We start from the raw sequence: 15,752 nt of genomic DNA on the forward strand, positions 1-15,752 counted from the left end.
CACACCCGAACGGACGTGCACCCGGAGAGGCCAAACAACGCGTAATCGGGGGATTTTACGCATGGCCATTCGTTGCCGTTCACGTGCCGCGCATTTTTGCGCTCTGGGCGCGACCACCTTTCTGACGCCGATTGCTTTCGCCGCTGCCGCTTCGGCGCAGACCAGTTCGGAGCCGGCCGCCATGGCGCAGGAGGACGCCGGGCTGGGCGAGATCGTCGTCACCGCGACGCGCCGCGCGGAAAGCGTGCAGACCGTACCGATCTCCATGCAGGCGCTGGGCGCCGAGAAGATGGAGCAGCGCCAGGTCAAGGGGTTGAGCGACCTTGCCACGCTGATGCCGTCGGTGTCGTTCGCAGGGATCGGGCCTGGGCGCAACACGGCGTTCTTTCGCGGCATCGTGCCAGCGGGCGGCGCTTATGCGTCGGTCGGCTATTATCTGGACGACATCCCGATCACCGGCACCGACGTGCCCGACATCCATGTCTACGACCTGGAACGCGTCGAGGCGCTGTCCGGGCCGCAGGGTACGTTGTACGGTGCGGGGTCGCTGGCCGGCACGATCCGGTTCATCACCAACAAGCCGAAGCTGGGCAAGCTGGAATACGGCTATGACATGGAGCTCAACAAATACGGCAAGGGCGATTTCGGCGCGCAGTATCAGGGATATCTGAACCTGCCGATCAACAGCATCATGGCGCTGCGCACCATGGGCTATTACCGCAAGGACGGCGGCTATATCGACAACACGCCGAACAACGGACGCTTCAACGACGGCAGACCGGCCGTGTACAGTCTGGGCGACGACAACCCTAATACCTCGTTCGCCGTCGACAATTCCGCGATCGCGAAGGACGACTACAATTCGATCAACGAATATGGCGGGCGGGCGCAGCTGCTCATCAGCCCGTGGGACGGGTGGGACATCACGCCGGAGATCACCGCACAGCGGCAGATCGCGCGCGGCTATTTCGGCTATGACCCGCGCGTCGGCGACTTGCAGGTTCACGACTACAACCCCACGCGCAACGACGACCGCTGGTATCAGGCTGCGCTGTCGATCCACGGGCATATCGGTGACTGGGACGTCGTGTCCGCGACCGGCTACTTCAAGCGGCGGACCAAGACGCTCAACGACTATACCTATTACACCGTCACCTATGACGGTTTCGGCGCGGGTTACGAAAGCTACCTTCAATTCTTCGACAATTGCCGGGGAACGGGCGCGGCGCAGCAGTGCCAGCTGATCGACCCGACGCAATATTATCATGCCGACACGCACCGCAACAAATTCACGCAGGAAGTGCGGCTGACGACGCCGAAGACGTGGCCCTTCGACGTGACGCTGGGCGGCTTCTACCAGCGGCAGGCGAACGAATTGAACACCTATTATGCCATCCACGGGCTCGACCGGATCGTGGGGTACACGCAGGCCGGCGGTGGCGACGTCCCCGGCGGGCTGATCGGCGTTCCGGCGCTCTACGAAATCAGCAACGGCGCCTTCACCACGAACGTCATCAATCCCAACGGCAATCCGCTCGGCACCATGGCGCTGGGTACGCCAGCGGTGAAGGAAGACGGCTATTACATCGTCGAGCAGAACCAGCTGTACCACGACACCGCGATCTTCGCGGAGGGGCATTACAACATCACGCCCACACTGAAGATCACCGGGGGCATCCGCTATTTCTGGACCGATTATGCCGTTGTCGGGTTCGCCGGGGTCGCCGCCTCGGCCGCCAACACCGTCACGTCCTATTCCGTCCCTACCAAGACGATGGGATGCCCGACCCCGCTGCCCGCACAGCGTCTGCAGTGCTTCAATACCAACTTCCGGGCGGCCGACCAGACCGGGCGCTACAGTGAGAGCGGCGAAACGCACAAGGTGGCGCTCAACTGGCAGATAACGCCGGACAAGATGGTCTATGCCAATTACTCGACCGGTTTCCGCCCCGGCGGGTTCAACCGCCCGCTACGGATCCGCTCGCTCGGCCCGGTCGACGTCGCACCGTTCAAGTCTGAGACGCTGACCAACTACGAACTGGGCTTCAAGACGACGTGGAACCGCATGTTCCGTTTCAACGCCGCCATCTATTACGAGAAGTGGGACAACATCCAGTATAGCGTCGTCGTCGCCGGCGCGCAGGGTGCGGGGATGACCGGCAACGCCGGTAAGGCCGAGGTGAAGGGGGTCGAGTATGACGCCGACCTGCGGTTGGGCAAGGTGACGATCAGCACGTCGGGAGCCTACAACGACGGCAAGCTGAAGGGCAATTTCTGCAACTTCTCGGTCGATCCCGCGACGAAGCAGATCACCCAGCTGAGCAGCTGTCAGCTGGGACAGTTCGTGCCCAATACCGCCCCGCCGACCCCGCAGGTCGCCGCCGCCGACGGCACTCGCCTGCCACGCCAGCCGAAGTTCAAGGGGACGACGTCGATCCGTTACGACACGGCGATCGGCGATTACGAAACGTACCTCCAGGGCGCGGCGCTGTACCAGACTGGTGCGACGCAGGACCTGAACGTGTCCGACAACAACCTGCTGGTATGCCCCGGCACGACCAATGCCGGCGTGGCGTGCAGCACCAAGGGGTTCGTCAGCTTCGATTTCTCCGCCGGTATCAAGAAAGATAATTGGTCACTGACCTTCTTCATCCAGAACGCCTTCGACAAGCGTGGCCAGCTGACGACGAATACCTTCTGCTCGATCACCTTCTGCTCGGGTTCGTCGCGCATCTTCCCGATCAAGCCGCAGTTCTTCGGGATGCGTCTGGGCCAGAAGTTCTGAGGCCGGGTGTCGCCGGTGCGGCTCAGTCCGCGCCGGCGAGAATGGCGGACATGAGCGCGGCGCGACGGTCCGGCGGGGCCGTCGCGTCGATGCGTTGCGCGATACACGTTGCGATGCCGGTTACCTGCGCGACGGCGAAGCTGACGCCGTGCAGGTTGCGCATCGGCGCGACGCCCTCGATCGGGCGGGGATAGCCCGCGGCGCGCACCGCATTCGGCGCCCTAGCGATGCGCCAAGCCGCGCGTGGACAGTCCCAGTCCAGCTCCACACCCAGCACGTCGGGCAAGGCACCCGGCCAGCACGGACCGTCCCCGGCCGTGCGGGCGGCGACGATCAGCACGCCCGCGGCAGCGGCTTCAGCAGTGACGGCGGCGAAGGCGTCGCGGTGCGCGGCGTTGATTGAACCCAGGCTGAGGTTCACGATGTTCGCGCGCGCGGCAATGCTCCACCGGATCGCGGCGATCAGCGCGGCGGCGGACGCGCGCAACGCATCGTGGAAGACGCGCACGGTCAGCAGATCGGCATCGGGCGCGCGTTCCTGGATCGCGGCGGTGACGGCGGTGCCGTGTCCCAGCCGGTCGAGCAGCGCATCCGGCGCGTCGTCGATCCGCCCCTCACGGTCGATCGCTACGCCGCCGGCCAACCGCGCCGCGTCGATGTGCGGATGGCGGGGGTGCACGCCGCTGTCGATGATTGCGACGCTGATGCCGCGTCCGGTGGCGGGCGTCATATGGCGGAGGCAAGGTCTGGTTGCGTCACATCCGCGCGGCCGTCCGCGATGCGCACGATCATGTCGGCGCGCGCGGCTAGCGACGGTTTGTGCGTGATGACGATCAGCGTGACGTCGGGCATCGCCGCGCGCAGCCGCCCGGCCACCAGCGCCTCCGTCTCCTCATCCAGCGCCGACGTGGGCTCGTCGAGGATCAGCACGTCGGGACGGCGCAGCACCGCGCGCGCCAGCGCCACCCGCTGGCGTTCGCCTGCGGAGAGGGCGTGGCCGCGTTCGCCGGTGCGGGTCGCCAGTCCCTGCGGCAGGCGCGCGACCAGCGTGTCGAGGCCGGCGACATGGATCGCCCCGGCGATGCGATCGGCGTCGACGGCATCGAGGCCGAAGGCGATGTTCGCGGCGATCGTGTCGTTGAAGACGTGCGGTGCCTGCTCGATCAGGATGATCCGCCGGCGCAAGTCGTCGAGCCGCACGTCGCGGATATCGGTGCCGTCGATCAGGATGCGCCCGGCGTCGACATCGTGATAGCGGACCAGCAGATCCGCCAGCGTCGACTTGCCGACGCCGCTCGGCCCCAGGATCGCGCAGAAGGCGCCGGCGGGAATGGTGAGGTCGATATCGTTCAGCACCGCGTCGCGATCGTGGCGTTTCGCGACATGGTCGAAGCGGATGTCGCGGGTGATCGGCGGCAGTTCGTGCGCATCATTGGCGTCGGTGACGTCGGGGGGCGTATCGAACAGCGCGAAGATGCGGGCCAGCGACACGCGCGTGGAGGCGAGGCCCGAACCCAGCCCCATCAGCACCTGGATCGGCGCGAACAGCCGCCCCTGATAGGTCATGAACGCCACCAGCGTGCCGATCGTCATGGTGCCGTCGACGATCATGGTGCCGCCGTACAGCACCACGGCGGCGGTGGAGGCGGTCAGGAGCGTACCGGGGAGCGCGCCGGTGGCGAAGGAGGTGAGCTGCATCCGCAGCATCGCGGTGACGAAGGCGCGGTTGTGACTGCCGAAACGCGCCACTTCGCGTTCGCCGGCGCGCAGCGCGGTGACGGTGCGCATCCCCATGACGGTGTCGACCAGGAAGCTGCCGAGATCGGCGCCGCGTTCGCGCATGTCGCGCGTTTGCGCGGTCAGGCGGCGCTGGCACAGCACGAAGGCGGCGACGCAGGCGGGGAGGAGGAGGGTGCCGACGACGAACAGGCGCCAGTTGAGCCACAGCATCAGCGCGATGCTGCCGAAGAGGAACAGCACGTTGCCGAGCACGGACAACAGGGTATCGGCGGCGACGCGCTGCACGTCGCTGACGTCGCTGTTGATGCGCGACATGAGATCGCCGAGGCGGAAACCGGCGAAAAAGCGCGGTGACAGCGTCTGCAGATGGCGCAACAATGCGACGCGAATGTCGTACAGCATCGCCGCGGACAGCGCGACATAGCGGTAGCTGGCGAGCATGTTGAGCACGAAACCGACGAGCGTCACGCCGAGCAGCGCGCCGGAAATGATCGCCAGCATGGGCAGATCGTGCCGCATCAGCGCGTCGTCGATCATCAGTTTCGACAGATAGGGCTGCGCCAGATTGAGCGCGGTGGAGGCAAGACTGATCGCCAGCACGACGAAAAGGCGCGGCGCGTAAGGGCGCAGATAGCGTCCGAGGCGGCGATAGGTGCGCCAGTCGGCGACCGCCGGCGGGGGAACGGGCGGGGTCATGCGGCGTCCGAACGGGGCAAAAGGTCGAAATCGCGCAGGACGTAACGAGGAGCGGGCATCGCCGAGAGGCGGTGCGTGCACGTTTCATGGCCCCGGATCAGCGCATCATGCGCGGTGCGCCACCAGTGACCGGCCCCGCCGGAACGATAGAACGGCACGCATAACGCCAGGTGGCGACGCATCGTGGCCAGCAGCATCGCGTCATAATGCGCGATCAGCGCCGCCCGATCGCCCCCCGAAGCGATTCCGGCGACCACCGCGGCGGCCAGGATCGCGGCGCGGACCGTCTGCGCGGTCCCGTCCCCGCCGATCGGATCGAACGCGATCGCCGCCGAGCCGCAGCCGATCCAGTCCTCCCCGCCGGTCGCCACGGCAAGCCGCGGCACGGGATCGAAGATGGCGGTCGCTTCGTCGGTCAGAATGATGCGCGCGGCGACGTGCCGGCTGCGGTCGCACGCTTCGTCCAGCGGCAGCCCGACCGACAGCAGCGAGCCGGTGCGCGCGCCGCACGGAATCAGGAACAGCCAGCCGGCGTCGAGCGATTCGATCCAGCAATCGCGCGCGTCACCGTCGTGGCGCAGCAGCACCGACGCGGCGGTCGCGATCCGCGCGCCGAAGCGGGTCGGGGCGGGGAGCGCGCGCGGATCGGTGCGGATCGTCATCGCGGCCGGCGTGGTGTCGCGTGACGCGGGAAGGTCGGCAAGCGTCGCCAGCGCGGCGGCGTCGACGACCAGCGCATCGTGCGGCATCGCAACCGGATCGCCGCCGCCCCATGCGACGATGCGCCGCGCTATCCGGGGGGCGTCCACGAACAGATCGGCGCGGTCCATCACATCGCGGATCAGCGCCACCGCCGCGCCGCTGAGCATCACCGCGGGCGCGCGGCGGCGTTCGTATGCGGCCGTGGTGACCGCCAGTCCGCGACGGGCGAGGAGATGCGCGCAACAGGCCGCGGCGATGCCGCCCCCCGCGATCGTGACCCCGAACGCCGCCTCCGCCATCGTTATTGCGAGACGACCATCCCGGCCATCGTCGCGTCGTTGCCGATGTCCCAGGTCTTCTCCAGCTTCAGCGTCTTTGTGTCATAGACTTCGATATCGAAGCTGGCGCCGTAGATGTACAGCTTCGTCCCGTCGCCCGACATGCCCAGCTGGAAGCGCGAGCGGCACGGGAATTCCGCCGTTTCCACCAGCTTGTCGGTGGTCAGGTCGAAGTGCCAGAATTCGCACCTTTTGTTGCCGAGCGTCCCCGTCGTCGCGACGGTATAGCCGTGCTTGCCGTCGGGCGTGACCTCCAGCCCGGCGAGCAGCGCCGAGGCCGGGCCGATCGGCGCGAAGGTGAAGCGGCGCGACGTCAGGTCGAAGCGCGCCACCCCGAACACCTTGTTGTGGACGTAAGGGTCGGCGGCGTTGAACAGCGACACGAACTGCGTCGGCGAACGCAGCGCCCCCACCCCGCCAAAGAACATGACGTTTTCGAACCCGCCCAGATCGGACTTGGCCAGGTCGAACCGCTCCACCGCCTTGAGATCGGCGGTCGCGACGACGATCACCTTGTCGCGGAACACGTACAGGAAGCGCGCGTCGGGAGAGATCGCATAGGCGGCGCGATAGGGCACGCCGGGCGTATCGTCCTCCGCCGCCATGTCGACCGCGCGCACGACCTTGTGCAGTTTCAGATCGACGACGGTATATTGCGGCTTGCCGATGCGATAGCGGTCGACATCCTTGTCGATGCGTTCGGCGACGGTGTAGAAATAGCGGCCCGCCGCATCGGTGACCCCGCCGTAGAAGCGGTATCTCGTCGTCGGCGTGTTCAGGCTGAAGCTGTCGGTGATGCGCCCGGTCGCCACGTCATAGGTCTCGATCCCGCCGGTGGTGATCGTGGAGACGTAGATGCGCTTGCGATCCGCCGATTCGTGCAGCCCGGTCGGCAGCCCGGTGGCGAGCGGGATGCGGCGCGTGACCTGCCCGGTGGCTTCGTCGAACAGCAGCAGGACATTGGGATAGCCGCCCATGTAGAGCGTGCCGGCGGACGATGCCGCGGGCAACAGGAGGGCGGCGAGGGAGGCGCAGAGCGCCGCGGCGGTGCGAACCATGGTCATCGGGCGGTGCATCCTGAACGGGAGGACAAGCGGCGCGGCGATCACGCGATCACGGGAAGACGAGGTCGAGGTTGCGCCAGTCCTTGGTCGCGACCGCGCAATTGCTGGCCCAGTCGGGCGAGTAATTGACGTGATCGGGCACCTGCACCGGCCAGAAACAGGTGACGTAGCAATCGTAGATGTCGCGTTCGACCGGCTGGCACAGCCCCGCGGTGCCGCCGCCGGCATCGACTTCCCAACCGGGCGAGAAGGCGAGCGAACAGCCCATCGGGACGTGCGGGCGCGGTTGCTGCTGCAGGGCGACCACGTCCTCTTCCAGCAGCGATGCGGCTTCGTCGATCCGCGCGGCCTTTTTGTTGAGCGGACGAAGATGCTTCATGACAGCGCCTTTCGTTGAGCGAAGCGTTCGAGGAAGGCCGGGTTCTTCACCGCCAGTTCGCCGTAGATGCGCAGGCAGCGGTCGGTCCATTCGCGGATCCAGTCGCAATAATGGAGGTTCGCGTGGCCGGTATCGCCGTAGCGCACGAACGCTTCGTGATGGCACCCGCCCGCGCACAACGGCCGCGCCCAGCAGCTCTGGCATTCGTATTTCGCATCGACATGCCCGCGCGCCAGGAAATCGCGCTGCCGGTCGCGGTCGATCCCGCTCGACACATGGCCCATCGTGTGGGTGTCGGCATCGGTGAAGCGGTGGCAGGGCGACAGGTCGCCTGACGGGCTGACCCCGAGCAGCCCCAGCCCGGCACCGCACGGATGTGATTTGTGGACGCCCTGGATCAGCTCGCTGATCGTTTCGCTGACGTTCGAGAAGCCGTGCGAGCGCCCGGCGATGGCATGTTCCAGCCATTCGTCGGCGAGAAGGTGGAATTGCGCGAGCACGCCGTCCATTTCCCCGGCGGCGAGCGAATAGCTGCGCGCATCGCCGCTGGTGACGGGCGCGAAGCCGACCTCGTGAAAGCCCAGATCGTCCTTCAGGTGGCGATAGATGCGCAGCACGTCGGTGACCCCGTCGGTCAGCGTGACGCGCGCGGTGATCGCGCGGGTGCGGTGCCCCGCGATCAGCGCGCGCAGCCGCGGCTCGACCACGGCGTAACTGCCCTTGCCGCTCTTGTAGACGCGGTGCCTGTCCTGAAGATCGGGCGGGCCGTCCATGCTGACGGTGACGCCGATTTCGTTGTCGGACAGGAACTGGATGATCGCGGGCGTCAGCAGCGTCGCATTGGTGGTCAGGCTGAACCCCACGGTCTTGCCCGCCTGGCGCGCGCGATCGGTGGCATAGGCGACCACGTCCTTGAGCAGCGGGAAGTTCATCAGCGTTTCGCCGCCGAAGAAGGTGATGTGCACCCCCTTGCGCCCCGCCGACTGCGCGATCAGCAGGTCGACCGATTCCCGTGCGGTGTCGATCGACATGTATTTCTTCTTGCCCTGCGGCGTCGCGATCTTGTCCGCGCCGAATTCGTAGCAATAGGTGCAGGCCAGGTTGCACTGGTTGGTGATGTTGAGGACCAGTGCCTGCAACGGAAAATCGGCGGGCGGATGATCGGGCGCGGGGGCGGGGGCATAGGCCGCCTGGTCGCTGAGGATAACCCCGGCGAAGCGCAGTTCGCGGACCAGCTCGTACGCATCGGCGGCGGGCATGCCGCGATCGCCGAGCGCGCGGACCAGATCACCATGGTCGGCGGCGCCGTCCTCCAGCAGATCCAGCACCTGCGCGGCGGCGGCATCCAGCTGGAAGATCGATCCGGCGCCGACGACATAGATGAAACGCGCGTCGGCGGCGGCGAAGGAGCGATATTCGCCGGCGCGATAGCGGTGCGACAGCATCACGGTCATTGCGCGACCTCCGGTTGATCCCAGCGTTGGTAGGACGGCACCGCCACCACCAGATAGGCGCGCGCGGTCAGCGGCTGGCCGAAGCGGTCCTTCTCGGTCTTCGCGGTGGCGACGACCCAGACGTCGCCGTAATTGTTGCGGCCGAAGCGGCGTGCCGGGTTGGGGCCGTCGGCGGCGGGGGTGAACAGCGCGCCCGGGCCGAGCGTGCCGACGAACGCCTTGTCGTCGTCATTCTGCACCGCCAGGAATTCGTCGATCCGCCAGTCGACGTCGACCGGGCCGACCTTGACGTCGTCGGCGGTGTTCGGCTTGCCGTCCGGCCCGTTTTCGTAGCCGAACGCCTCGAACTGGCCATAGCCCTTGGGATGTTTCTCCCCGCCCAGCCGCGCCAGCCCGGTGTCGGGGACGACCTTCAGATAGTCGATCTGGCGATAGACCGGCAGCGCCTGCGCCAGCGTGGCGCCGCGCACCGCGACGTCGCGGCGCCCCGACACCGCGTCGGCGGCGACATCGGCCAGCACCACCGCATCGCCGGGGCCGGCGCTTTCGACCGCGCGCACCGTAACGCCATCGCCCAGGCTGACGTCGGCGGGGGCGAGATCGGCGGGCAGGTTCGCGCCGTAGAGGTGGACGCGCGCCGCGCTGGTGCCGGCGCGCAGCGCGGCCGGCGTGACCGCGGCGATCGCCGGGGCGGTGCCCGCGCGGGTCAGCTTCACGTCGAAGCCGAATTCGTGATATTCGCCCCAGAACCAGCGGCCCTCGGCGCTTTTCTGGTCGGGGGCGAACCACATCGTGTCGCGCGTCGCGTGCGCGGGATCGTCGACCGCGGCGGCGGCGGCGGGACCGGCCGATCGGCCGCGCCACGCATAGCCGCCATAGACCAGGCCGGTGCCCTGCCGGGTCAGCGCCTGCCCGGTGGCGAGCGAGCGCAGCGCGGTGGCGGTGACGAACGTCCCCGCCTCCATGCCCGGGCGGATCGTCAGCTCGCCGACGTAATCGCCGCGCCCGGGCAGATGCGCGGACACCAGCCAGGTGCCGGCCAGATAGGGCGCGCGGATGCGCGGGCGCCAGCTGCCCCATTCCAGCGTGTGGAGCGGTGCGGTCTTCTGCATATATTCCAGCGCGACCTGCCCGTTCGTCACCGGCGTGGTGCCGGGGGCGGGCGGGGCGGCGCCGGGCGCGGGATCGGGCAGGCGGCGATATTGCGCCTCCGCCTGCGAATACATCGCGACGTGCATGTCCTGCAGCAGCTTCCACTCGGTCTTCGACCGGCGCCACGACAGCGGCTGGGCGAAGGCGTGGCACGCCGCGCATGCCTGGCGCACATTGTCGTTGGGGATGGCGGCTTCGTCGACAATGCGATGTTCGGGCAGGTACATGACCGGGCGCGCCTCCTCCGGCGCCAGCCCGTGGAAATTGGCGAGATAGCGCACGATCGCGCGCGATTCGCCGGGCGTCACCTGCAGCCCGTTGAGGCGCACCATCCGCTTGATCGCCTGCGCCCAGCCCTCCGGCGTGGTGCGCACCCAGGAGATGCGCGACAGATTGCCCTTCGCATCGGGCGCGTGGCAGGTGCCGCACTTCTCGCGTGTCAGCGCGTCGGTGACGGGGATGCCCTCCTCGGTCTCGCCCTGTGCGGTGTCGGGCGGGGAAGGGGCGGCGGCATCGCGGACATTGGCGTGCGCCACCGCGACCATCGTCGCGCCCAGCCCCAGCAGGATGAGCCGCTGGCCCCAGCGACGCGGCGCGGTGCGGTCGGCAACAACCGGATTCGATGGAATCGTCATGCGCGTTCCGTCCCCCTAGACGTCAGCGGATCCGAGGCGCCCCGTTCGCCTCCGGACAAAGACTGTACGACCGTCCAATATTCGTCAAGCGTATTGTGCGGCTGCGAAATGCGCGCGTGTCACCCGCGCGCGGAACCGTAGAATCGCTTCAGCGACGCCGGTGCGCCGCAGCGACGGATCGCGGCGGCGACGAGGCGCGCGCGTTCCGCCTTCAGCGAGGGGCCGGACAGCGCGAGCCGGCGTTCGCGGGCCACTTCCGCGGCCGAAAAGGGTTGCGCATCGACGGGCGCGCTGGCGCCGCCCAGTCCGAAGACGACGAAATTGACCAGATCGGCCAGTTCCTGATTGTCGGTGATGCGGCTGTGCGCGACGTTGGGCAGGCGGACCAGATAGGCGCGCGCTTCCGGCGTGCACATGAAATAGCCGACGCGGTCGCGCAACTCGGGCACCTGCGCGGGGGCGGAGCGGCCGTCGACGCCGTGGCACCCGCCGCAATGTTCGATATAGTCGGAGCGCGCCAGCACGGGATCGGTGATCGCCGCGGGCAGCGCGCGAGTGTGCGGCGCGGTCGCGGCGGCCGCGGCACTGACGATGGCGGCCCCCACCGCCACCGCGACCAGCCGCCGCCCCGCTGCGCCCCCGCCGCCGCGCATCGCCCTAGCCCGCCGCGCCGACCAGCACCGCGGTGGAACAGTGATATTCCATGCTGGACGTGCCGAAGCACCAGATGACGTCGTTGTTGAGCTGCGGCGTGTAGAGCTGCGTTTCGCGATCGGTGTTGTCGCACCCGCACTGGCCGCACGACGGCTTTCCGCAACAGTCGCGATAGGCGATCAGATACGCCTTGCCGTCATCCGGGTTGATGCAGGTGCCCACCCACGACACCGGCGACGGCTCCGCGCCCGGGGGACAGCTGTGGATGCCGCCGCCGCAGCAGGTGCACAGCGCGCCGTCGATCGCGCAATAGCGCCAGTAATCGCACTTGGTATCGTCCTTCGCCTGCGCGTTGCGGGCAAAGGCGGTCCTGGCCTCCGCCGAGCGATCGGGCTTTGACGCCTGTGCGCGGCTGACCGGCAGCAGCGGGAACACTGGCGCGGCGACCAGCGCCAGCCCGGCGCGCGACAGGATGCCGCGGCGCGACGTGCGCCCGGCCAGCCTGCGCAGGATCGTTTCCCCGATGGCGTCCGCATCGAAAAGCTTCATGTGCCCAATCCCCCGTTTGGCGCCGTTCAGGCCGCCTCGACCTTCAGCGTGGCGATGTAATCCTGGACCGAGGCGATCCCCATTTCGTGCGCGACGACCAGGCTTTCGAGATGCTCGCGGCTGTTCACCAGCCCCTTCGACAGGACGACGCCGTCGGCATCGAGCAGCACCGCGAACGGCAGCTTCGACACGCCGAACGCCTGCCCGACCTCCGGCCCGTTGACGAACGGATAGGCGTCGATCCCCTGCTGCGCGATCAGCGCGCGCTGCGTCGCCGGATCGTCGTCACCGACGAAGGTCAGCGCCACCCGTTCGTGGCGCGCGAACGATTTGGCGGTCGGGATCATCGCCTTGCACAGCGGGCATTGCGCCGACACGAACATCAGCAGTCGCAGCCCCGCGGCGGGCGCCGCGCCGCCGACGACGGTCCTGCCCCCGTCCAGCAGCGACGCCTCGATCGCGGCGGCCCGATCGCCGGTGCCGATCCCCCCGGCGGTGGTCAGCGCCCCCGCGGGCGCGACGCGCAGGTGCAGCACGCCGACCTGCCGCGCGAGCGCGAGCAGCGCGAACCCCATCGCCAGGATCAGCAGCCAGGAGAGGATCTGGGACACCACCAATGCCGTCATCATCGTCGATTACCTCCCCAGGGCGGTCGCCGGCCGGCGCGACAGCGCGCCGATCGCGTTGAACACCAGATAGAACAGGAACAGCGCCGCGCCGCCCGCGCCCGCGACCACCACGCCCGCCGCGCCATCGACCCGCCCGGCCAGCGCGGCCGGCAGCAGCGCGGCGGCCAGCACCAGGTTGCGCGCCACCAGCCGGCGATCGAGTGGCTGGCGCAGCGCCGACAGCCCGCAGCCGCAATCGATATGCGTGCGTCCGCGTCGGATATTGACCGCCATCGCCGCGCCGAACAGCGCGAGCAGCGCGGCGGCGACCCATTGCGGCCACGGGCGGATGCCCGACAGCAGCCCGGCGGCGATCGCGAGTTCGGCATAGGGCAGGATGCGCGCGACCGGCACGACCAGCGCGGGGGGCAGCAGCCGGTAATTGGCCACCACGCCGTCCATCAGCGCGGCGTGGCGCAGCTTGCCGATCCCCGCCGCCGCGAAGATCAGCCCGACCCCGATCGAGGCGGCCAGGCCGGCAATGGCAAGACCGTCGGCGCCCGCCATGGTCAGGACGGATCGACGACGGTGATGACGCCGCCGCCGGCGTTCTCGATCTCGTGCTTCTTCTCGCCCGTGACGGGATCGATGATCCAGCCCTTGCGCCCTTCGCCGTCGACGAACAGCAGCGGCGTCGCCGTCTGCGTCACCGCGATGTTGTTCATCGGCTCCTTGAGCGGCAGGCGGCGCACCACCTTCTTCGCGGCGAGATCGACGTCCCAGATCTCGGTCCCCGATTCCTTGTGCGTCCACATCTCGCCCATGTGCATCAGCACGAACAGGTGCCCGGACGGCCGGTGGAGCGCCATCGGCTGGCGCCCGCCGGGCATCCAGTTGATGTCGAGCGGTTTGGTGTCGCCGGGCCGCAGGCCCGCCGCCGCCTGGATCGAGAAGGGCTGCGTCACGACCGGCTGGGCGGCGATGGAGGCGGTGTAGACGAGCCCGGTATAGGTCAGGAACACCGCCTGCTTCTTCGCCAGGTCATAGGCGTAATTGTCGAAGATCGGATCGTCGGTCGCCTGGAAGAACGGGGCGGTGCGGGTGATCGCCGGCTTCTTCCCGGTGACGTTGACGGTCGCCAGCGACCCGTCGGAGCATAGCGCGGAAAAGCCGATGCCCGGATTGGGCATCATGCTGGCGCAGCCGGGCAGTTCGACGTTGGCGTGGAACTTTCGCGCCGCCAGATCGACGATGTTGACCGAGGAGGCCGGATCGAGATTGTACACGAACGCCCAGCGGCCGTCGTTGCTGATGACGAAATTGTTCTTTCGTGCGCCGATCAGGATGCGGCCGGGAATCGCGATCTCCGCCTGACGCTTCATGTCGCGCGTGTCGTAGACAGTGACCATGTCCTGGCGCGTGCCGCGATCGCGGCGGCTCCACAGCGATTCGGCGACGTAATAATAGCGGCCGGCGGGATCGATCGCGAAATCGGTCAGCCGGGCGGTATCGACCAGCCCCTTCATCTTGCCGGTCTTCCCGTCGAAGATGCTGGTGCCCGGCGTGTCCCACCCGCCCTCGACATAGAACCAGTTGGGGTTGGGCGGATCGGCCCGCATCGTATCCGACGTTTCCGGCTGAAGCTCCGGAGCGGATTGGGCCGGTGCCGCCGTGGCGCCGGCCAGCAAAGCGGTGGCGGCGATCGCGCTGGCCGCCGTCGCCCGAAGCATCGTCATCATCTTGCCCGTCCCCCCGTCGATCGCGGCAAAGTCTGTACATCCGTCCAGTTTTCGTCAAGCGGGGCGGGCGATATTTTTTGCAGCTGCGAAAACACCGCCGCATGGCGCGCCGCCACCACCAGCGCGGCGCACCCGAGCGCCAGCGAGGCGACCGCGCCGGCCGCCAGCCCGGCCGGTCCGGCCGCCCCGCCCAGCGCGGCGCCGAGCAGCGGGCCGGCGATCATCCCCAGCGGATGGGTGCAGGCGACGAAGCGGCGGAACAAGGCGCCGTCCCCGGCGGCGCTGGCCGCGCCCGAGCAGCGGATGATGATCGCGGTCGATCCGATATTGAGCAGCAGGATGCCCGCCACGAACGGTCCCGCCCGCCCGGGCGGGGTGAGCACCAGCGGTGCCAGCAGCCCGGCGCTGGCCAGCACGCCGGTGAGCGGCAGCGGCAGGATGCGGCGGTCGCGCAGCACCGCCAGCGCGGTGGCGGCGCCGATGACCGACCCCGCCGACACCGCCACGCCGATCGTATCCCGGTCGATCCCGCTGGCGAGCGCGAGCGCGGCCGCCGAGCTCCAGATCATCATCGTCGCGGCGATGAACGCGACGGTCGCCAGCGCCAGCGCCCAGGCGGCGGACGGGCGATGGCGCGCGGCGTCGTCGGCGGCGGCGGGATCGGCGAGCGGCGTCGCGCCCGCCGCCGGGCGATCCGCATCGCGCGCCGACATCGTCAGGATCGCGGCGGCCGCGGGGGCGATCGCCAGCAGCGCGAGCGCGACGCGCGGCCCGGCGGCGTCGGCGACCGGCGGCAGGACCAGCGCGAGCAGCGCGGACAGCAGCAACTGCGTCAGGAACACGGCGGCATAGGCGGTGGTCGGGCGATGCGCCGCCGCGCCGCTCATCGCATCGGTATAGACGATGCCGGTGGCGGCGCCGAACAGCGCGCGCGTCAGCAGCAAGACCGGCAGGTCCGCATCCAGCCCGGCGGTCAGCAGCGCCAGCCCGGTCGCCGCCAGCGCCGCGTAGGTGGCGGTGTGGGGAGGCAGTTTGACCCCGCACCGCCAGACCAGCAGCGCGCCCGCCGCCATCCCGCCCTGCGTCGTGCCGACGACCCAGCCGTGCGCGTCGGGGGCGACCCCGCCGGCCTGCGACAGGATGGTCAGGAACACCGGGTCGATCCCCGGTTGCAGGCAGGCGAGCGCGGCGGCGGCGATCGCGCCCAGCGGCGCGCGGGACGTGGCGTGGTTCATCGGCGGACCCCAACAGCGATGC

The 15,752-nt window shown here is 68.7% G+C and carries 14 protein-coding genes; 1 reads left to right on the forward strand and 13 read right to left on the reverse strand.

Translation table 11 applies throughout. The annotated features are described in order from the left end of the window. Positions 1 to 61: 61 nt before the first annotated feature. A complete protein-coding gene (locus COA17_RS00495) occupies positions 62 to 2,785 on the forward strand; it encodes a TonB-dependent receptor (RefSeq protein WP_096609470.1) in 2,724 nt (907 codons plus the stop codon). Between the two features lie 22 nt (positions 2,786 to 2,807). On the opposite strand, the gene qhpE is transcribed toward COA17_RS00495, so the two are convergent. The 13 genes from qhpE to COA17_RS00560 form a co-directional block, all read right to left on the reverse strand. Next, complete coding sequence (gene qhpE, locus COA17_RS00500) at positions 2,808 to 3,515, reverse strand: subtilisin-like serine protease QhpE (RefSeq protein WP_096609472.1); 708 nt, start codon at positions 3,513 to 3,515, stop codon at positions 2,808 to 2,810. Further along, entirely contained in the window at positions 3,512 to 5,221 is a 1,710-nt protein-coding gene (locus COA17_RS00505; RefSeq protein WP_096609474.1) for an ABC transporter ATP-binding protein, read from the reverse strand. Before COA17_RS00505 ends, qhpE begins: the two co-directional genes overlap by 4 nt. Continuing rightward, positions 5,218 to 6,222 carry a hypothetical protein gene (locus COA17_RS00510; protein WP_096609477.1) on the reverse strand — a complete coding sequence of 335 codons (1,005 nt, stop codon included), beginning with the start codon at positions 6,220 to 6,222 and terminating at the stop codon, positions 5,218 to 5,220. The genes COA17_RS00505 and COA17_RS00510 overlap by 4 nt, the downstream gene beginning before the upstream one ends. 2 nt (positions 6,223 to 6,224) lie before the next feature. Then, positions 6,225 to 7,325, reverse strand: a complete 1,101-nt coding sequence (locus COA17_RS00515) for a YncE family protein (RefSeq protein WP_245857318.1) — start codon at positions 7,323 to 7,325, stop codon at positions 6,225 to 6,227. Between the two features lie 49 nt (positions 7,326 to 7,374). Next, positions 7,375 to 7,704 carry a quinohemoprotein amine dehydrogenase subunit gamma gene (gene qhpC, locus COA17_RS00520; protein WP_066491558.1) on the reverse strand — a complete coding sequence of 110 codons (330 nt, stop codon included), beginning with the start codon at positions 7,702 to 7,704 and terminating at the stop codon, positions 7,375 to 7,377. Further along, positions 7,701 to 9,158 (reverse strand): quinohemoprotein amine dehydrogenase maturation protein, encoded by a 1,458-nt coding sequence (peaB, locus tag COA17_RS00525; protein WP_096609479.1) that lies wholly within the window; start codon positions 9,156 to 9,158, stop codon positions 7,701 to 7,703. Before peaB ends, qhpC begins: the two co-directional genes overlap by 4 nt. Continuing rightward, positions 9,155 to 10,945, reverse strand: coding sequence for a quinohemoprotein amine dehydrogenase subunit alpha (peaA, locus tag COA17_RS00530; RefSeq protein WP_245857319.1), 1,791 nt, complete (start codon positions 10,943 to 10,945; stop codon positions 9,155 to 9,157). Before peaA ends, peaB begins: the two co-directional genes overlap by 4 nt. Positions 10,946 to 11,064: 119 nt before the next feature. Continuing rightward, positions 11,065 to 11,598 carry a cytochrome c family protein gene (locus COA17_RS00535; RefSeq protein WP_245857321.1) on the reverse strand — a complete coding sequence of 178 codons (534 nt, stop codon included), beginning with the start codon at positions 11,596 to 11,598 and terminating at the stop codon, positions 11,065 to 11,067. A 4-nt stretch (positions 11,599 to 11,602) separates the two neighbouring features. Next, a complete protein-coding gene (locus COA17_RS00540) occupies positions 11,603 to 12,148 on the reverse strand; it encodes a methylamine dehydrogenase light chain (protein WP_066486211.1) in 546 nt (181 codons plus the stop codon). A gap of 26 nt (positions 12,149 to 12,174) precedes the next feature. Next, positions 12,175 to 12,777: a thioredoxin domain-containing protein gene (locus COA17_RS00545; protein WP_096609481.1), complete on the reverse strand. Its 603-nt coding sequence runs from the start codon at positions 12,775 to 12,777 to the stop codon at positions 12,175 to 12,177. Positions 12,778 to 12,783: 6 nt separating this feature from the next. Next, positions 12,784 to 13,323: a MauE/DoxX family redox-associated membrane protein gene (locus COA17_RS00550; protein WP_096609483.1), complete on the reverse strand. Its 540-nt coding sequence runs from the start codon at positions 13,321 to 13,323 to the stop codon at positions 12,784 to 12,786. A gap of 2 nt (positions 13,324 to 13,325) precedes the next feature. After that, entirely contained in the window at positions 13,326 to 14,486 is a 1,161-nt protein-coding gene (locus COA17_RS00555) for an amine dehydrogenase large subunit (RefSeq protein WP_096610663.1), read from the reverse strand. 5 nt (positions 14,487 to 14,491) lie between these two features. Then, positions 14,492 to 15,730 (reverse strand): MFS transporter, encoded by a 1,239-nt coding sequence (locus tag COA17_RS00560; protein ID WP_176484742.1) that lies wholly within the window; start codon positions 15,728 to 15,730, stop codon positions 14,492 to 14,494. Between the last annotated feature and the right edge of the window lie 22 nt (positions 15,731 to 15,752).

Source organism: Sphingomonas ginsenosidimutans, assembly GCF_002374835.1.
In the GTDB taxonomy this organism is placed as follows: Bacteria; Pseudomonadota; Alphaproteobacteria; order Sphingomonadales; family Sphingomonadaceae; genus Sphingomonas; species Sphingomonas ginsenosidimutans.